Consider the following 20,702-nt stretch of genomic DNA (forward strand, 5'->3'; position numbering starts at 1 on the left):
CGGCCGCCTCGAAGGTCGACCCGCCACGACCACACTGCACATACGAGCACACAGTTCACAGAGGAGCACCACGTGACCACGGCGATGCAGCCCGAGGTTCCTGAAGGGCGCGACGCCGATCCGGCGCAGTCGGCATACCCGGCCGGTGCCAGGCCGGTCTTCGCCCCCGGCGCCCAGGTGCGCATCCGCCACGAGCAGTGGCTGGTCAAGTCCGTCTCGGAGTCCCGAGACGGACTCATGGTCGAGGTCAGCGGCGTTTCCTCGTTCGTCCGTGGCACGGATGCGATCTTCTACTCCGGCCTTGACGTGATCGAGGTGCTCGATCCGCGCAAGACCCAGCTCGTGCCCGACGAGACCTCCAAGCACGCCAAGGCGCGCCTCCACCTGGAGGCGGTCATCCGCAAGACCGCGCTGCCGCAGACCGAGCACGGCATCGCCCTCGCCGACTCCTTCCTCATGGACCGGCAGCAGCACCAGCTGCGCCCCGCCGAGCTGGCGCTGTCCATGCGCAACCCGCAACCCCGGCTGCTGATCGCCGACGTGGTCGGCCTGGGTAAGACGCTGGAGATCGGCATCACGCTCTCGGAGCTGATCCGGCGGGGGCGCGGCGAGCGCATCCTCGTGGTCACGCCCGCCCATGTCCTGGAGCAGTTCCAGCGCGAGCTGTGGACGCGTTTCTCCCTGCCGCTGGTGCGCCTGGACTCCACCGGTATTCAGCGCATCCAGCAGGAGATCCCGGCAGGCCGGAACCCGTTCGCCCACTTCAAGCGCGTCATCGTCTCCGTCGACACCCTCAAGTCGGCGACGTACGCCCACCACCTGGAGAACATCACCTGGGACGCGGTCGTCATCGACGAGTCGCACAACCTCGTGAACAAGGGCACCCGCAACAACCGTCTCGCCCGCCGCCTCGCCGAGCAGACCGATGCGCTGATCCTTGCCTCCGCCACTCCGCACAACGGCGACGCCGAATCCTTCGCCGAGCTGATCCGGATGCTCGACCCGGCAGCGATCGCCGACCCCAAGAACTACAAGGTCGCCGACCTCGACCACCTCTACATCAGGCGCACTAAGACCGACCGCGAGGTACGCGACAGCCTCAAGGGCAAGCCCTGGGCCGAGCGCGGCGACTCCCTGCCCGTACCGGCCCCGGCGACACCGAAGGAGATCGCCGTCCTGGAGAAGCTCGCGAGCGAGTGGACCCCGGGAGACCCCAGCCGATCGTCGGTGTGCGCCGATCCGCTGGTCGGCTACAACTTCCTCAAGGCGTTCCTCTCCTCCCACGTCGCCCTGCGGAAATCCCTCGCCAACCGCCGCGCCTACCTGGACGACCCGAAGAAGGGCAAGGCCAAGGCCGCAGCGGACACCCCCGAGCGCCGCGCCGCGCTCGCCGCCGAGAGCAAGGCGCTCGCGGAGCTGGAAGCGCTGGTCGCGGACTTCACCGACCAGGACTCCGCCAAGCTCGACGCTCTCGTGCGCACACTGAAGGACGAGCTCGGCGTCGGCCCGCGCTCCGAGCGCCGCGTCGTGATCTTCTCCGAGCGGGTCCACACCCTGGACTGGCTGGCCCGGGAGGTCCCGGCCCGGCTTGGCTTCAAGAAGAACGAGGCGAAGACCGACGCGACGCGTCCGTGGAAGGCGTACGGCGGAGCCGTCGAGGTCATGCACGGCGACACCACTAACGACCAGCAACAGCAGGAGATCGTCGACCGCTTCGGCCGGCTCGAAGAGCCGGTACGGCTGCTGTTCACCGGTGACATCGCCTCCGAGGGCGTCAACCTGCACCACCAGTGCCACGACCTCATCCACTACGACCTGCCCTGGTCTCTCATCCGCATCGAGCAGCGCAACGGACGCATCGACCGGTACGGGCAGGCGATCAGCCCCGAGTTCCGTGCCCTCACCCTCACCGCCGACGTGCCCTGGCGGCGCGATGAGGAGAGCGGCGAGATGCTCACGCTCGACGACCGGCTCGTCGGCGCGCGCCTGCTGCGGCGCGAGGCCCAAGCGCACGAGATCGAGACTGGCGAGGGCAGCGCCGAGGCCGTCACCGGCCTCTATAACGACAAGAAGGAAGAGGACCGCCTCACCCGCGACCTCATCAAGGGCGGCACTGTCGAGCGCTCCATCAAGCAGTCGCAACAGGAGTCAGGAGGGGTCCTCGCGGGACTCCTTGCCGGCGCCAACGCTCGGCTCGCCGACCCCACGGCCCCTCCCGCCGCCCTCGGTACGGCCCCCGTGCCCGAGGCCGACGTCCCCCACGTCTTCACCGACACCAAGGCGTACTTCCACGCAGCGATGGACCTCATCTACCCGGAGGCCGAGCGCGCGGCCCTCGGCTGGAAGCCCGAGACGACCCATGGCCGAATCGAGTTCACTCCGCCCGACGACCTGCAGTACCGCTTCCGGGCGCTGCCGAAGTCGTACCTGGAGCAGGAGAAGATCCTCACGACGTCCAAATACGACGGCACCCTGAGCGTCACCTTCGACAAGAAGTACGCCGCCGACCGCCTGGAGGCCGCCCGCAACGCCAAGCAGGGCAAGACCGACCAGCCGACCTCTCAATGGCCCAACGTCTCCTATGTCTCCGACATCCACCCCGTGCTCGACTGGGTGACGGACAAGGTCCTCGCCAAGCTCAAGTACGACGAGGCGTTCGTCCTCGCCTTCCAGCCCGACCCCGCCAAGGCCAAGCGGATCGACGCCACCCTGCCCGAAGCCCTCACCGGCCCGGTCTACCTCCTGCAAGGCGTGTACTCCAACGCGGCGGGCAAGCCGACGGTCGTGGAGTGGATCGCCGTCACCGGGCTCGCCGCGGGCAGCCCTCGTGTATGGCGCATGGACTCGACGTTCCTCGCCGCCTGCGGCGTCGGCCCCGACATGCCCGGCCGCGCCCGGCCCGTCGCCCCCGACCTCCTCCAGGAACTCGTCCCCGCGGCCGTCGACGCGGCCGAGACCCACCTGCGCGAGCGCCGCGCCGACTACGACAAGCAGGTCGACTCCTACCTCGCCCCGTACGAGGACCGGGTGCAGGTCTGGGAACAGGGCGCCCTGATCGCCGTCGGCAACCAGCAGCGCCGCATCCAGCAGGTGTACGACACCGCCGCCCGCCGCCGCGACCTCGTACGCCGCCTGCGCACCGACGGCGACCCGATGCTGCGGGTCCTCTGTGTCCTCGAACCCCTTCACGCCACCACCGCGTCCAGCACGCACGCCGAGGAGTCCGCACGATGAGCTACGCCTACGACTCCTTCGCCAATCGCGGCGAATACCTCTCCGCCCACTACTTCAGCGAGGAGCTGGAGAACACCCTCAAGAAGGGCAAGGCGGGCGACGAGGGCCTGTTCACCCTGTGGACCGGCCGCGAGACCGACCCCCACGATCCCCAGCCCACCCCGCGCGAACTCCTGCCCCGGCTCCGCGGCGACTACCTGGCCACCGTGCGACCCTTCCTGCACCTCCGCGCCCAGCAGGAAGAGCTCGGCAGCACGTACGACGACCCGACGGGGGAGTGGGCCGAGCACATCACCACCTGGCACACCACTGTCCTCAAAGCCCTTGGCTACGGTGAGCGGCCCAAGCAGCCGATCACCGTGCACAATGCCGGCAAGGAGTACGAGCTCCAGGTCGCCTGGTACGGAGACGGCATCGTCGCCCTCGACTGCGGCTGGACCGACTCCCTCGACGACGCCCTCGACCCCGACGAGGCCGGACGGGTCCTCCACCCCCTCAAGACCACTGACGGCCTCCTCGAGGTCGGCGAGAAGCTGGCGGGCTGGCTCTTCCAGAGCGAACTCCACGAGCCCGGCGGCGACGCGCCCCGCTTCGTCCTGCTGCTCTGTGGTGGCGTGCTCGTCCTCGCCGACCGCAGCGCCTGGGCCGAAGGCCGCTATCTCGCCGCCAGTCTGGACGCGGCCCTCGCCCGTAACGACACGGCGAAGGCCGGCGAGCTCTCCCTCCTCGCCGCCCTCTTCTCCCACAACATGCTCGCGCCCCGCCCCGACGGCAAGGGCCGACGCATCGACGACCTCCTCAAGGCGTCCCGGGACAACGCTGTCGGCGTCAACTCCGAGCTGCGCAAGGGACTCCAGCAGTCGGTCGAGATCATCGCGAACGAAGTGCTCGCCCGCCTGCGCGAGGCGAAGGTCAAGCCGCGGGAGATCGAGGACCTCAGGAAGGGCCCGTTCGCCAAGCAGCTCACCCGCGAATCCCTGCGCTACCTCTACCGCATCCTCTTCCTCCTGTACGCGGAGGCCCGCCCCGAGCTGGGTATCCTGCCCGCCGACGACTCCACCTACGAGGCCGGCTACTCAATCGCCCGGCTGCGCGAGCTGGTCGCGCGCGAGCGCAAGCTGGTCGACGAGGACAGCCGAGACGACTTCCACCTCTACGCCTCCCTCGACGTCCTCTTCAACAAGGTCAACTTCGGACACCGCCCGCACGGCACCGAAGCGGACGATGCCAAGCCCGCCGCCGAGCGTAGCGAACAGCGCGGCCTCCGCTTCGAGCCGCTGCGCAGCGAGCTGTTCGACCCGAAGGCGATCACCCTTATCGGCAGCGGCGTCCTGGACCCCCGGTGGGACGAGGACGGGGACGAGGAGCCGCAGTGGCTGGACTTGCGGCTGCGCAACGAAGCCCTGCACCAGGTACTGCGTCTGCTCACCCTGAAGGAGGCCGGCCAGAAGGGCCGGCAGGGCGGCTTCATCTCCTACCGCAACCTCGGCATCAACCAGCTCGGCGCCGTCTACGAAGGTCTGATGTCGTACACCGGCATCATCGACGAGAAGAAGGAGCTGGCCGAGGTCGCCAAGCCCGGTGCCAAGAAGGCTGGCAAGCAGTATGGCGACCCCGAGAAGGGCTCCTGGCTCGTCCCCGCCGACCGGCTGAACGACTACCGGGAGAACACGCACGTTGTGTACTCCGCCCAGGACACCGAACAGCACGGCCTGCGCGGCCCCAAGAAGTACCCCCCGGGCCGGTTCGTCTACCGCCTTGCCGGCCGCGACCGCGAGACCTCCGCCTCGTACTACACCCCCGAATCCCTCACCGAGGTCACCGTCGAGCTGGCGCTCAAGCACCGCCTCGACCAGGAGAAGGACGCCGACGGCAGCACGGTACGGACCCGCGCGAGCGAACTCCTGCGCTACACCATCTGCGAACCGGCCCTCGGCTCCGGCGCGTTCCTCAACAAGGCGATCGACCTGGTCGCCGAGGAGTACCTCAAGCGTCGCCAGGAGGAGCTGGGCGCCAACCTGGACACGTCGAAGGCGCTCGAAGCGAAGCAGAAGGTGAAGGCGTACATCGCCCTTCACAACGCGTACGGCATCGACCTCAACGAGACCGGCGTCGAGCTCGCCGAGGTGTCGCTGTGGCTCAACACCATGCATCCCGGTATGCGTGCCCCGTGGTTCGGTCTGCATCTGCGGCGTGGCAACTCCCTGATCGGGGCGCGGCGGTGGGTGTACGAGGCCGAGCGCATCAAGAAGGAGCGGACCATCGGCGCGCAGACGCCGACCAAGCTGCCGTTCCGGGCGTCGGAGGACGGTGCGGAGCAGCCGCTGCCGGACGGGGCCGTGCACCAGTTCCTCCTGCCGACACCTGGGTGGGGTGCGGTCGCGGGGGCGAGCGGCGACGCGAAGAAGCTGGTCGAGCAACTCGCCGGGTCACAGGTGGACCAGCTGAAGGCATGGAAGAAGGGCGTTCAGACCAAGCCCAAGACGACGGGCGGCAAGGCGAGCCAGCTCGCCCGGCTGCAGGCCGTGGCCCGTCGGGTCGAGTTCCTGTGGAAGCTCGTCGCCAAGCGCATGGAACTCAGCGAGCAGGAGATCGCCCGCACGATCGATGTGTGGGGGACGGGCCGCGAGGAGGACGCGGAGGAGTACGCCTTCCTCCGCCGCGACAAGCAGAACGCGGACCAGAGCTTGCCGCTGACCAAGGAGCAGGTCTTCAAGGACCTCTTCGAGGCGGAGGGCTCCCCGTACTGGCGCCTGAAGCAGGTCATGGACGCGTGGTGCGCGCTGTGGTTCTGGCCGCTGGACAAGGTGGGGCTGCTGGACGGGACGGACGCGGAGTACGCCACGGCTCCGGTGGTGACAGCGGAGGCGGGGGCAGATCTGGACGCCCTGTTGTCGTCGGTGGCTGGGTTGGCTGGGCCCACCGCCGGCAGCGAGACGTCGTTGCCTGCGCCCGAGCCCACGGCCGTGCCGCGATTCGTCGAGAGACGGATGCTGTTCGCCATGGACGGTGACCAGATGTCCCTGGGGGAGGACGGGGTCGACGAGGAGCTCGTGAAGAAGGAGGAGGTCAAGAAGGCGCGTACCCCCTCCGTGCCGAGGAAGCCCCGTGGACCGGTACGCCGGCGTGACGTCATCCCGCTTGCGGACCTGGACGACTGGATCGCCTTCCTGGAGTCCATGGTGGGCACGGAGCCCATTCGGGAAGACGGCTTCGCTGCATCCATCGACTCCCTGGTGGAGCTGGCGCTCCTCGAAGACCTGGTCCAAGTCGAGATGGGCATGGACGACGCGCTGAAGGCGGTCGAGACGCGGTATCCGTGGATGCGGGTCGTCCGCGACATCGCCGAGGAGCAGGGCTTCCTGCACTGGGAGCTGGACTTCGCGGGCGTGTTTGCCAGTGAGGCAGGGGGCTTCGACCTGCAGGTGGGTAACCCGCCGTGGGTGCGCCCAGAGTGGAAGGAAGACCCGGTCCTCGCGGAGTACGAGCCGTGGTTCATGCTCACGGAAAAGCCGAAAGCGGAGGAGAAGGGACGGCGGCGGCGGGACGAACTCGCGCGTGAGGAGGTGCAGCAGTACCTGCTCGGTGAGGTGACGAGTACGGTGACGATGGCGTCGTACCTCGCAGCATCATCGGTGTACCCCCTGGTGGCGGGCACTCGGCCCGATTTGTATCGGGCATTCATGTGCGAGATTTGGGACCACACCGGGCGCGGTGGGGCGGCCGGGATGGTACACCCCGACACCCATTTCGCGGGCGACAAGGAAGCTGCGCTGCGGGCTGCGGCGTACGGGCGGCTGCGGGTACACGGGGGGTTCGTCAATCAGCGCCGGATCTTCCCCGAACCTGTTGGTCACGCGACAGAGTTCGGTGTTCACATCTACGGCGAACACGGCGAGATTGACTTTGTCAACTTGTCGTGGCTCTTTGCCGCGGATGTTCTCCGACAGTCCTTTGGCGCCACGGATGACGGTGACGACCCAGGCGTGAAGTACAAGGGAAGCTGGGACGAACGCCCCCATCCCAAGCGAGTCGTCAGAGTGACCTCCAACACCCTGGAGCGGTGGCAGAGACTTGCTGGTGATAGTGGGCCTCTGGAGCACACTCGGCTGCTCACGCCAGTGAGTACTGCGGAGGACGCGGCGATCGACGCATTGGGGGCGTATCCTCTGCGTCTCGGCATGCTAAAGCCTAGGATTTCTGTTGGCTTTGATGAAGGTGCATCTAAGAAGGCACAGTTCGGTCCGGGTAAGGACCAGCGCCTCATCGACTACAACACTGGGATCAACGGCCAGGACGACTACGAGGCGACAGCATGGAGTGATGTCATCCTCAAGGGGCCGCAGATCGCCGTTGCCAACCCGATGTTCAAGCAGCCCAGTCAGGGCAGCGGTGAGGCACGCGGCCTCGACCCGAAGACGCTCGTTGATGACGCGGTACCCGAGTCCGAGTACCGGCGCGTGGCGCCGAGTGACGTCTTTGTGGGTGAACAGGACAGGTGGGTTGACTGGGAGAAGTACGAGGCGCTGGTCGCTTCGCCGGAGGAGTGGGAGCTGGCCTGGCAGCAGCTCGCTGAGAAGATGCAGCCGGAGGAGGTAGAGGACGAGCACGTCGAGAAATTCCTGCTGTCCAAGGCTAGTAGGCCGTACACGCATTTCTATCGAATCGCTTGGCGGCGGATGATCGCCCCTGATACTGAACGCAGCCTCTATATTGCGATGTTGCCGCCAGGGGTATCGCACATCGATGGCATGTGCAGCAGTTCGGTTCTTGACCGTCGTGTCGACACTTTGAACGCTGGGCTGTGGGCGGGAATCCCCAGCGACTATCTGCTGCGTACCAGCGGTGACAGTCACCTCAATCCCGCTCGGGCTGCAGGCATGCCTGCAGCCAATGTGGGCCACCCGCTGGCCCCCGCGCTCCTCCTTCGTACCCTCCGTCTCAACGCCCTCACCACCGCCTACGCCGAGCTCTGGTCAGAGCTCTACGACCCGAAGTGGCCCGGCTACGAGCCCTGGGCCATCAATTGGCCCAACCTCACGACCGAGCTGCACGACGTCACCCCCACCTGGCAGCGCGACACCCCGCTCCGTACCGAGTACGCCCGTCGTGCTGCCCTCGTCGAGATCGACGCGCTCGTCGCCGTCTGGCTCGGCATCGACGCGGACACGCTCATCGCCATGTACCGGGCCCGCTTCCCGATCATGCAGGACTTCGACCGGGTGACCTGGTTCGACGTAGCCGAGCGGAAGATCGCCGGGAAGCACCACACGTACGGCTTCGACCAGACCAAGGACCACTGGACCCAGTTCGAGGCCTACCAGGAGGCCTTCGAGAAGGACCCTGAGACCACCGTCCCCGTCCCCGACGGCTACACCGCCCCCTTCTACAAGGCCGAACGCGAGCGCGAGATGCGTGAAGCACACGCCTACTTCAAGAAGCGTCTCGACGAAGCCGTGAGCAAGGGTCTGTGGGACCCGGAGAAGATGGAGGTTCCGACCCGGTGAGGCCGACCCTCGAAGCACAGGGACTCAAGGAGAGCCTGCTCCAGTACCTGTCCACGACGTACGGCCTCGCCGACGAGGGCGTACGGAAGGCGCTGCACGCCTTCCTCGGAGACGAGACGACGGGCATGTTCCGCGGCCCGTACCTTCGGCTCCGTACCCCCTTCACCCCGGCCGACGACGGCTGGGAGCAGCACCTGGACTGGGTACGTACGGACGACTGGAGGCCGTACGCCCATCAGGCCCGTGCCTTCGCCCGGCTCACCTCGAAGGACGGGCACGTACCTCAGCCCACGCTGGTCACGACGGGTACGGGCTCCGGCAAGACCGAGTCGTTCCTGTACCCCGTGCTCGACCACTGCGCCCGCGAGCGCGCGGCCGGGAACAGCGGGGTCAAGGCGATCTTCCTCTATCCGATGAATGCCCTGGCGACCGACCAGGCGGCCCGCATCAACGCACTGCTCACCGACTACGACGAGCTGAGCGGTGTACGGGCCGGCCTGTACATCGGGGACAAGGCGGCGACGCACTACGACCGGGTCTACACGCGCCGGCAGGACATGCAGCTGTCGCCGCCGGACATCCTGATCACCAACTACAAGATGCTCGACCTGCTCCTGCAGCGTGTCGCCGACGCGCCGCTGTGGGACGGCAGCGACATCCGTTATGTGGTCGTAGACGAGTTCCACACGTACGACGGCGCGCAGGGCACCGACGTAGCCATGCTGTTGCGCCGCCTCGCCATCGCCGTCGGCGCGAGTCGGCCCGGTAAGCCGCTCGGCACGATCACTCCCGTCGCCACCTCCGCGACCCTCGCCTCCGGCACCGACGCCGATGGGGTGCGGCAGCTGCTCTCCGTGGCCAGCAACGTCTTCGGCGCCGAGTTCACCGAGGACGCGATCGTCGGTGAGAACCGGCTGACGGTCGAAGAGTTCATGCTCGACGAGTCGATCACGGACGCGAAGTTCCTTCCCGGCCAGGCCGCACCCCCCGAGGCGCTGACCGCCCTACCGGATCCGGCTTCCGGCTCCGAGGCGCTCGCGGACCTCGCCGAAACCGTCACCGGACGCCGGACCACCGATCCGGGCGTCCTCGGTGCCGCGCTCAAGCGCAACCGCCTGACGTATGCGGTCCTGAAGGCCTTCGACGGCACGGCGTGCACCTACGACGAGGTGCTCGACGTGATGCGCCGCAGTGGGGCGAAGAGCTGGGACGAGGCGATCACGACGCGGCCGCAGGTCGCGGCGGTGGCACTCGCCCGCTTCGTCGCCTTGCTGTCCATGGCACGCGACCCGGAGACGCCGACCGGGATCAGCCGCCCCTTCGTACAGGTCGAGGTGCACCAGTGGGCGCGGTCCGTCACACGCATGCTCCGGGGCGTACTGCCTTGGCCGAAGGCAGAGTTCGCTTGGGACACGGTCGGGGCGGAGAGCCGGCTGCGTACGACGCCCGACACGACCACCTCGCGTGACACCAAGGTCTTCCTGCCCGCGGTGTACTGCCGCGAGTGCGGGCGCTCCGGCTGGTCGGTGCTCGCCCCCGAGTCGGACCTGGAGGAGCTGAACTTCGAGGCCCACAAGATTCGCCGGGCCACCGTCACGGCCAACAAGTCCAAGGTGCGCACCCTGGTGGCGGCCACGGACAACGAGGCTCGCGAAGGCAATGGCCGTACCGCCATGAACCGGGCGGAGCAGAGGTCGCTGACCACCGGCGGGGCGGGCGTGCTCATGGTGCTCGACGGTTCTTCCCGCCGCTTGCGCCTGCCCGACCCCCAGGACGATTACGACGACGAGGGCAACCCGCAGCCCGCCGGACCCGATTCGGTCTTCGTGCTCGTCCAGCTCGGGGACACCGCGGAACGGGCCGCCAAGGACGACTGGTGCCCGGCGTGCGGCACGCACAACGCCATTCGCTTCCTTGGTACGGGCTCCGCCGCGCTCGCCGCCGCGTCCATCACCCAGCTCTTTACCGGCGGGGAGATGGACAAGGAGCAGCGTGAGACGAAGACGCTGATGTTCAACGACTCGGTGCAGGACGCCGCGCACCGGGCCGGTTTCGTTGCCTCCCGCTCGTACACCTTCTCCTTGCGGGCCCTGTTCACCAAGCACCTGAGCGAGCAGCGGTCCACCGCGCTGAACGACCTCGTCGCCGATGTCGTCCTGTCCACCACCGACCGTGAGACGCTCGCCGCCGTCGTCCCGCCGGACCTGCACGACGACGCGGGAGTCGCACGTCTGCTGTCGGGCAAGGGACGCGGCGGGGACAAGAGGACCTGGGACCTGATCGGTGAGCGGTTCGCGTTCGAGGCCGTGATGGAGTTCGGCCACCGTTCCCGCAACGGCCGTACCCTCGAACTGACGCGTACCGCTGCCGCCTGGGTGGGTATCCCCGACGAGCGGGCGGCCGTCGCGATCGTACGTTCCGCCCACGAGGAGTCCACCCATCATGGGCTGGCGCTTACGGGGCATGGTGACGCCCGGTATCTAGCGTTCCTGCGCGGCCTGCTGGAGCGGCTGCGTACACGGGGAGCGGTCGGGCATCGGTGGCTGGACAAGTTCCTCGACGAGGCGGGCACGAGCCGCTACTACATCTGGGGTGGCCGCCCGCGTGGCATGAAGGCCTTCCCCCGGGGAGTCTCCGCGCCGAGTTTCCTGCTCGCCCGGCCCAAGCAGAAGAGCGAGTTCGACTTCGCCGCCGGGCGTCTGTCCTGGTATCAGTCCTGGGCTCAGCGCTGCTTCAACATGACCCGCGAGCAGGCCGACGAGTTCTGGGTGCGGCTGCTGCCCCAGCTCACCGACGCCGGGCTGCTCTCGGTGCGTACCCCGCGCGACACGGCCGTCCGCGTCTATGGCCTCCAGCCGGGCGCCGTCCGCCTGCAGTTGTTGTCCGAAGCCCAGGTCAACGTGTCGTATGTGCGCTGCCCGAAGTGCTTCTGGGAGCAGACCGTTCATCCCTCACTGCTGGCGCAGTACCACGGGCAGCCCTGCCAGTCGTACCGCTGCTCGTCCGGACGTCTTGTCGCGGGTGACCGCTGGCTGGAGACCGTGGACCGGCACGACCGGGACCGCGACTACCGCGACGACTACTACCGCAGCCTGTACCGGCGAGCCGGCACCTACCAGGTCATTACCGCCGAGCACACCGGTCTGCTCTCCCGTGCCAAGCGGGAGCGCGTCGAGGAGGCCTTCCGTAAGGGCGAGGGGTTCAACGACCCCAATGTGCTGTCCTGCACACCCACCCTGGAGATGGGCATCGACATCGGCGACCTGTCCGCCGTCGTCCTCGGCGCCCTGCCGCGCCGTCCGGCCAACTACGCTCAGCAGGCGGGTCGGGCTGGGCGCCGTACGGGCAATGCCTTCCTTCTCACCATCCCCGACCGCTCTCGCCGCGACCTGTATTTCCTCGACCGGCCGCGGGACATGATCGACGGGCGGATCGTACCGCCGGGCTCGTACCTGTCGGCCATCGAGATCCTGCGCCGCCAGTACACCGCCCACCTCCTCGACCTCGCGGCACGCGGCCGCCTGTTGCGCGAGGACGGCAAGCCGCTGGCCGCCCTGTCGCGCCGTGTCGACGAGCTCTTCGGACCTTCCGGTTACCTCGCCGACTTCACCGAGGCCGCACTCGCCCACAGTGAGGAGCTCGTCGCGGGCTTCCTCGCGCTGTTCCCGACCGGCGTGAGCGAGACCGCCCAGGAGGAGCTGAAGCAGTACGCGGTCCGGGGCATCCGCAGCGCGATCGAGAAGGCCGAGCGGGAGTGGGAGCGCGAGAACCAGAAACTGCGCACCCGTATCCGCACGATCCGCTCCGCCATCGACGAGCTCAAGGACGGCGACGACGAGCAGGCGCGTACGAAGGCGGAGCTGGAGGCCGAGCTGGGCGCCCTTTCGAAGCAGGGAGCCACGCGTCAGCGTCAGCCGGCCCAGACCGTGCTGTGCGACCTCGGTCTGCTGCCCAACTACGCCCTCATCGATGCCACGACCACCCTGGAAGCCACGGTCTACTGGCCCGAGGGCACCACACCCGAGGGGCGGGACAGCTACAAGTCGAAGCCGTTCTCCTACGGGCGACCGCGAAGCTTCGCGCTCTCCGAGCTCGCTCCCGGCAACACCTTCTACGCCGAGGGCTACAAGCACCGGATCACCGGCATCGACATCGTCACCGGCCGGGACCAGGACTGGCGCCATTGGCGCTTCTGCCCCTCGTGCGGCTACGTCCGCACCGAGAACGCCGAGCACGACATCACCCCCTGCCCGCGCTGCGGGGAGGCGGGCATCGCCGACTCCGGCAGCCTGTGGCAGATCGTCCAGCCCAGCGTCGTCACCGCCCGCGACAAGCGCGAGGACGCCAGGATCGGAGACGAGAGCGACGACCGCGACCGCCGCTTCTACACGGTCGTGGACATGGTCGACATCGCGCCCAAGGACTTCGCCCCGGGCAAGTCCTGGCGGCACACCAAGGAGATCTTCGGCGTCGACTACACCCGCCACGCCGTCATCCGTCGCGTCAACGCCGGACCGCTCAGCATCGGAGCCCAGGAGAACGACCAGCTCGCAGGGCGGCCCGTGCGCATCGCCCCCTTCCACGTGTGCACCGCCTGTGGAGCCGCGACCGCCGACGGCCGGCCGGTCTTCGACGACGACCGCGACGCCGTCGACACCTCCGCCAACCGCCAGCGCGAGGTCAAGCACCACACCCCTTGGTGCCCGCTGCGGCGCGGCAAGCAGGATGTGCCCCAGGAGCCCGTCCTGCTCGCCCACGAGCTGGAAACCGAAGCGCTGCGCATCCTGCTGCCCGCCGCGACCGTCCTCGTCGAGGAGCGGGTCCACTCCTTCCAGGCGGCCCTGAGGCTGGGCGTGGACGAAGCCTTCGGAGGCGACCCCCAGCACCTCGATTCCACCCTCGCCACCATGCCGGACCGTGAGACCGCGGAGAAGCGGCATTTCCTGGTCCTGTACGACCGCCTCCCGCACGGCACCGGCTATCTCGACCGGCTCACCGACCCGGCAGCCTTCCGGCAGGTACTCGAGGGCGCGCGGCGGCTGCTCGATGAGTGCCCCTGCAACGGGGAGGCCGTGGCGGCCTGCCACCGTTGCCTGTACCGCTACGCCGACGAGCAGTACATCGACCGTGTCTCCCGCCAGGCCGCCCTGGAGATTCTCGACGAACTCCTCGGCACCGACACCGACGCGTGGAACACCAAACCGGTCGGCAACACCGACCAGATCGGCCTCGACGGACAGGTCGAGTCCGACCTCGAGGCACGCTTCCTCAACGCCCTGCGCGGGTGGGTCGGCCAGCGCGGCGACGCCGTCCTGGAGGAGAGCGGAGACAACAGCGCCTACCTGCGTCTCGACGAGGTCGGCACCATCCACGGCTGGCGTCTGACCGCCCAGCGCAACGAGGGGTTCACCCGTACCGACTTCACCTTCGAACGCACCGAGGGTCCCAAGCAGAAGATCACCGTCTACCTCGACGGGCACCGCTACCACGCCACCCGCCGGCACAACCGGCTCGCCGGCGATGCCGACAAACGCAACCGGCTCCGGGCCGACGGGCGCATCGTCTTCCAGCTCACCTGGGACGACCTCGACGCCTTCGAGCGGCAGACCGGCACGGCACAGGCTTCCTCGGGACGGGAGGCGGCCGAGCCGGTATGGCCGCCCTACCCGCACAGTGCCCAGGACATCGCCAAGCGGCTCTACGCCGATCGTGGCGGCGATGATCTCGCCGCCACGGGCTTCGCCGACCCGATGACCATGCTCCTCGCGTACCTGCGCAGCCCGGACGACGCGGCCTGGGGCAGACGGGCCTCGGCCGTGGTCGGCGGACTCCTCGGAACCGGCCAGGAGATCCTGGTCGGCAACGGCACCCCCGACCAGACCCGTCAGTCGCTCGACTGTCTTCTCGACGCCTGGGGTCGCACCGACGGCACAGACCCGGCCCCCGTCCAGGGCACCGGCACGCTCAATCTGTTCCAGACCAGCGAAGAGTCCGGCCTTCCCGTCGCCTTCCTCGTCGACGGAGCCACCGGCCACTGGTCCGCCCTGGTCTGCCTCGACGACACGGCACCCGACCAGCTCGGCACGCCCGAACACAAGGCACGATGGCGCTCCTGGCTCCAGTGGTCCAACATCCTGCAGTTCCTCGCCCACGACGGCGGCGACGGTGTTCAGCTGACCACGGCCACCGCGGCGAAGTGCGACACCTCGGTTCTCAAAGCCTTCGGCGGCCTCGGCGAACTCGAATCCCTGGTCGTGCAGTACGGCACCGGCACGCCCGCGCCGCAAACCCCCGTAGTGGAGGCACCCGAGGCCACCCCGCTCGAAGCGAAGCTGCGGGACCTGCTGTGGGACCGGGAGATCCTCGAGTACCTCGACGAGGACGAACCCGACGCCCCCCTCACCCGCCTCGCCCACGCCCTGGCCGACGGTGGCAAGGCAGCCCCCGCCTACGGCTTCGAACTCGGCGAGCGCGGATGGCTCGCCGACTTCGCCTGGGACCACGACGACCAGCGGATCGCCGTCATGGCCGAGCCGTACGACCACGAGGACGAGGAGAGCGACAAGACCTGGCGCGCCTACCGCGACGCCGGGTTCACCATCCGCTCGGCCGACGAATGGCTCGCCGATCTCGACGCCCTGCTGACCACGCTCCCCGACGCCACCACCCGCCCCGACTCCGAAGAACAGGGTGCCGCACGATGACCGCACGCCTCAGCCTCTACCAGAAGGCCGAAAACGAGCTCTACAGGATGGAGTCGTCGGTCAAGACGAAGTTCTACGACTTCTGTCACCAGTTCCGCCTCGACCCCGACCACCCCAGCCTCGACCTCAAGCCCCTCAAGGGCGACGGCCGGATCTTCCGCGCCAAGATCGACCGCTCGTACCGGGCACTTCTCGCCCGGGCCGGTGTCGGCGCCGACGGCATCCCGCAGTGGCTGATCGTCGCCGTCCGCCACCGCAAGGACGTCTACGAGGAACTCACCGTCGCCATCAACCGGATCACCGGTGAGATCGAGTTCGTCGACCTCGGCATCGTCGGCCAGAGCGTCCTGCAGCGCGCGGGACTCCAGCTCACTCCGGCTCCGGACGAGCAGACTGTGCAGGACGTGCCGGTCGAGCCCACGCCCGCACCCGTCGCGACGCCGGAACCTGCCGTCCCCGCGGAACCGCTCCTCGCCGGCTGCGCCCCCGAAGACCTGCGCCGGCTCGGTGTCGCCGACGCGCTCATCGACCTCGCCCTCACCGTCACGACCGACGAGGAACTCGACCAGCTCATCGCCGGCGCCCCGCGCCTGACCGCCGAGGTCCTCACTGGCCTCGGCTCCGGCATGTCCGTGGACGAGGTCGAGCGTGAGATCACCCAGCCCGCAGCCACCGAACTCGAGCCGGGCTTCGAGGACGACATGGCGGCGGCCCTCACCCGTACCGCGGTCACCACGGTCGACGACGACATCCGCAACGTCCTCGCCGAGGGTGACTTCCGCGCCTGGAAGGTCTACCTCCACCCCACCCAGCGTAAGATCGTCGAGCGGAACTACGGCGGCGCCGCCCGCGTCAGCGGTGGCCCTGGCACCGGCAAGACCATCGTCGCGCTGCACCGCGTGGCCCGTCTCGCCGCCGCTCTGCCGCCCGGCCGCAACAAGCCGATCCTGCTGACCACCTACACCAAGAACCTCACGGCCGACCTGCGCTCCCGGCTCACCTCACTCATGGACCCGACACTGCTCGGCCGCGTCGACATCAAGCACATCGACCAGCTCGCGCAGAGCGTCCTCAACGAGAACACCGCGCCCGGCTCGCAACGCAGCCTGATCACCGACGACAGGGCCCTGGACATCCTGCGCGAAGTCCTCTTCGAGCACGACGAGCAGCGCTGGGGCGCCGAGTTCCTCTTCGACGAATGGGAGCAGATCGTCCTCGGCCAGTCCCTCGCGACCCGCCAGGACTACTTCAAGGCCCGCCGCGCCGGCATGGGACGCGCCCTGAGCCGCCCTGAACGCGCCGCCATCTGGAAGCTGCTCGACCAGTTCACCCTGCGCCTCAACGGCCTGGGCCGGGAGACCTGGGCCCAGGCCGCCGAACGGGCGGCCCGCTACGAGATGGAACGCGCCCACAAGATCAAGGTCCGGGCCGAACGTAAGGCGGACATCGGCGGCGGCGATCTGGTCCACCTCGACGACAACAGCTCCGCGATGCGCTACCTGCGTCATCGCTACCAGCACATCGTCGTGGACGAGGCCCAGGACCTCAGCCCCGCCCACTGGAAGATGCTGCGCGCCATGGTCGCGACCGGCGAGGGCGACCTCTTCATCGCCAGCGACACCCACCAGCGGATCTACGACCGGCAGGTCACCCTCTCCACCGTCGGAGTCCACATCCGCGGCCGTGCCTCGAAGCTGACGCTCAGCTATCGCACCACCCAGGAGATCCTCGACCAGGCGGCCAAGGTCGTCAGCGGGGCGACTTACGACGACCTTGACGACGGTACCGACACCCTCGACGGCTACCACTCCCTGCTGCACGGCCCGGCCCCCGAGTACGTCGCCTGCGCCGATTGGACCGACGAGATCGCCCAGCTCGCCGAGGCCCTCAAGCAGTGGCGCGCGGACATCACCCAGCCCGCCGCGGACGGCACCGTACGCGACCCGAGCGGCACCATGGCCGTATGCGTCGCCGACGGCGAAATGGCCGGCCGCGTTGCCGCCGATCTGGAGATGAAGCACGGCATCACCACCGCCACCCTCACCAAGGACGGCCCGCAGGGCAGCGGCGAGGTCCACATCGGCACGATGCACCGGTTCAAAGGGCTCGAATATCAGAAGCTCGCGATCATTGGTGCGAGCGACGGCATTCTTCCGCGCACCGCCCTCGTCGAGCAGTACGAGAAGACCGACCCCACGCGGTACGAACGCGAGCTCAAGAAGAGTCGTAACCAGCTCTTCGTCGCCACCACCCGAGCCCGTGACGCATTGCGGATCTCTTGGCACGGAAAGCCCAGTCCGTTCCTGCCTTTGTAGCTGACCGAGGCGATTCCGCCCCGCGGTGACGATCTACCGCGGGCGGAGCGCGCCGGCAACCCGGTCCTTCGCGTGCCGAAGGGTGAGGTGCGGCATTGATCGCCCGAGATCCAGCCAGCCCTGTGGGGCTCCTGCCGTGACGGCGGTGAGAGAGATGAGGATGCCTGGATCAGCCGACGGCAGTCGGCTCCGGCTCTCGCGCCCCTCAGCTGTCCGAGAGGAGGCGCTCGCGCTCGGCCGCCACGATCTCGCGTGCCAGCTCGGCGTCCGTGATGTCGAACGCTTCAGGGGCGCTGTCCGCCGTCTCGGAGACACGGGCGAAATCCGCGAAGAGCTGGTTCTTGTGAACCAGGATCTCGATGATGCGCTGGTCGACGCCTTCCTCGGAGAGCAGGCGGTGTACCTGTACCGACTCCAATTGCCCCATTCGGTGGGCGCGGCCGATGGCTTGCCATTCAGTCGTCGGCTTGAGCTGAGGCTCGCAGATCACGACGACCGATGCCGACTGAATGTTCAGGCCGACGCCGCCCGCCACGATTTGTGCGACGAGGGCGGCCCCGTGAGGAGCTCGGGAGAACTCATCGACCATGCTCTGTCGCATCGCGGCGGGTACTGAGCCGGTCAGCGGCCCGAAAACCTTCCCGGGAAGGTTCGACGCCACTTCGTCGAGGACGTCACGGAAGTACGAGAAGACCAGCACCTTGCGTTGGTTCTCCTCCGCCTCCTGGACGATGTCGATGAGGCGCTGCATCTTCTCGGACTTGGCACCGGCGCGCAGGGCGGCCTGGCGCATGGCCATGAAGTTGCCGTCGATGACGGCGGCCCGGTAGTGCTGCTCATCGATGCTGGACATCGGCAGCCACTCGTCGATGTCGAGCCGCTCCGGGAGCTCAGTGAGGACGTCTTCCTGATTCCGGCGGAGGTATGCGGGTGCCACCTGCTTCCGGAACTGACGGGGAGATATTTCCGATCCGTTGACCGGAAGGTCCGGCCGGAGGTAGCCGATGAGATTACGGAATTCCTCGATCCGGTTCTCCAGCGGGGTGCCGGTGAGGAGGACCGCTCGCTCGCAGCGCTCTATCAGGGCCGTGGAGCGCTGGGTTCGTTTGGCTTGCGGATTCTTGATGTAGTGCGCTTCGTCGAACACCAGGCACGCCGGTTCGGCACGTTCGGGAATTCGACCGTCCAGCCATCCGAGGATGTCGTAGGTGGTGACTGCGACTCCTCCGCTGCGGATCCACGACTTCAGCGCGTCGTCGCGTGCAGGTCCATGGAGGCGGTATGCCCGCAGATCGGACTTGGCCTGGACTTCGCGTACCCAGTTGGTCACGACGGCGGCCGGGCACACGACCAGGAAGTGGGAGGAGCCCTTGGCGCGCAGGTGGGTGAGTACGGCGAGGGACTCGACGGTCTTCCCCAGGCCCATCTCGTCGCCGATGACGACCTTCCGCTGCACGATCGCGAAGCGGGCGCCGAAGGACTGGTATCCGCGGAGGGACGCCTTCAGATGAGTGGTGTCGAGGGTGAGATCCCTGACCGCCTGGACGATCTCGGCCGGCAGGTGGCCTTGGCTCTTCTCGGCGTCGTCGGCCAGGAATCCGAGCTCCGCGAGCATCGCGTAGTAGTCGGCCGGCCGGGAGATGAAGTCCTCCCAGGGGTCGCCGCCCGCGCCGCTGTTCCCGCCACTGAGAACCGCCCCGCGTCTCTCGACGGCAGCCAGCGCGGTACGCAACTCGGCGACGGCCCGGGCCTGGGGGACTAGTACCACGTGGGAGGTTCGGGCATCAAGGTTCTGGAGGAGCGGTCGTACCGCGTCGGCAGCGGCGAGGTCCGCTGTCGCGCTGCGGATCGAGCGCGCCGCGTCCCAGGCTCGCATGGCCGCGAGGAGCTTAGTGGTGGCCTGTGAGCGGTTCTTGATGTCGATGCGGATCGGCATCTCGTCCATGGTGGTCTGCCAGATGGTCTGCGCGGCGCCGACCATCCGGTTGCCCGTCGTGTCTCCGACCCCCGGGAGCGACCGGATCCGTGACTGCTGGTCGAGGACCTGCTGCACGTTCCTGATTCCGGCATCGACCAGCGCCGTGATGCGCAGTTGGCCGCTGGTCGCGTCCTTGAGCCGTTCGACGGGCATCTCGGCGACCAGCTTGCGAACCTCGCCCTGCCGGACGGCGTTGCCTGCGGCGTCGACGGCCCTTCTGAACTCGCTCTCGCGGTGCAGAGCCAGGTCGATCGCGGTGATCGCGGTCTTGGCGGCATCTAGCTCAGGCCGCCCGACGAGTTCGGCCCGGGCGCCGAGGCGCCAGCCGAAGCCGACCCTCTCGTCGAGGACATCTGAGGGCCCGACTGCCGGGGCGGCCTTCCCGTCCCACGCCGCCAGGCCTTCCAGTTCGGGTACGAGCCGGGTGCTAGTGACCCCCTCGTGAAGTGACAGGAGATAGGTTGCGGCCTGCTCCGCTTCTTCCTTGCGGCTCTTGCCCGAGAAGATCCGGCGGGGACCGAACAATGCACGGACAGCCGTCAACGCCCGGCCGGCGTCGTCGGTCAGCCGTCGGATGCCCTGCTGGGTATCGGCTGTGATCGCGGGAAGGGCTTGGCGGCAGGCCAGGGCGGTCACCAGGCCGGCATCAGAGGGCGAGACCTGCAGGACGCGCCATGAGGTGGTGGTCTTGGTCCCGAGTGAGACCATGCGGTCGAGGAGCTGCTTGGCGGCGTCCTCCGCCGCCGACTCGACGGGCCCACGTCGCTCGGCGATGTCCACCGCGAGCTTGTGCCAACCGCCGACGTCGTCCACCACACCACGCAGGTGATGACGTGCTTCTCGTTCCATTGCCCCCGCCGACTCGCATGACCTCTGGGAAGATTAGCGACCCCCGTCGATCACGTCGACGGGATCACGACATCGCCGGAACGTCCGAGTGGCGTTCGCAGGCTGCCAAGCGGAG

Annotated in this window: 5 protein-coding genes; 4 read left to right on the top strand and 1 reads right to left on the bottom strand. The window is 68.2% G+C overall.

The genetic code is table 11. From position 1 onward, the window contains the following. Nucleotides 1-72 precede the first annotated feature (72 nt). The 4 genes from ACF07V_RS16735 to ACF07V_RS16750 are packed head-to-tail and all read left to right on the top strand — an operon-like array spanning nucleotide 73 to nucleotide 17,760. Nucleotides 73-3,234 (top strand): DEAD/DEAH box helicase, encoded by a 3,162-nt coding sequence (locus ACF07V_RS16735; RefSeq protein ID WP_392154794.1) that lies wholly within the window; start codon nucleotides 73-75, stop codon nucleotides 3,232-3,234. After that, complete coding sequence (locus tag ACF07V_RS16740) at nucleotides 3,231-8,741, top strand: hypothetical protein (RefSeq protein ID WP_392154795.1); 5,511 nt, start codon at nucleotides 3,231-3,233, stop codon at nucleotides 8,739-8,741. The genes ACF07V_RS16735 and ACF07V_RS16740 overlap by 4 nt, the downstream gene beginning before the upstream one ends. Beyond that, a complete protein-coding gene (locus ACF07V_RS16745; protein ID WP_392154797.1) occupies nucleotides 8,738-15,445 on the top strand; it encodes a DEAD/DEAH box helicase in 6,708 nt (2,235 codons plus the stop codon). The genes ACF07V_RS16740 and ACF07V_RS16745 overlap by 4 nt, the downstream gene beginning before the upstream one ends. Further along, a complete protein-coding gene (locus ACF07V_RS16750; protein WP_392154799.1) occupies nucleotides 15,442-17,760 on the top strand; it encodes a UvrD-helicase domain-containing protein in 2,319 nt (772 codons plus the stop codon). The genes ACF07V_RS16745 and ACF07V_RS16750 overlap by 4 nt, the downstream gene beginning before the upstream one ends. A 205-nt stretch (nucleotides 17,761-17,965) precedes the next feature. On the opposite strand, the gene ACF07V_RS16755 is transcribed toward ACF07V_RS16750, so the two are convergent. Further along, complete coding sequence (locus ACF07V_RS16755) at nucleotides 17,966-20,554, bottom strand: DEAD/DEAH box helicase (protein WP_392154800.1); 2,589 nt, start codon at nucleotides 20,552-20,554, stop codon at nucleotides 17,966-17,968. Between the last annotated feature and the right edge of the window lie 148 nt (nucleotides 20,555-20,702).

Source organism: Streptomyces sp. NPDC015661 (assembly GCF_043077765.1).
Classification (GTDB): domain Bacteria; phylum Actinomycetota; class Actinomycetes; order Streptomycetales; family Streptomycetaceae; genus Streptomyces.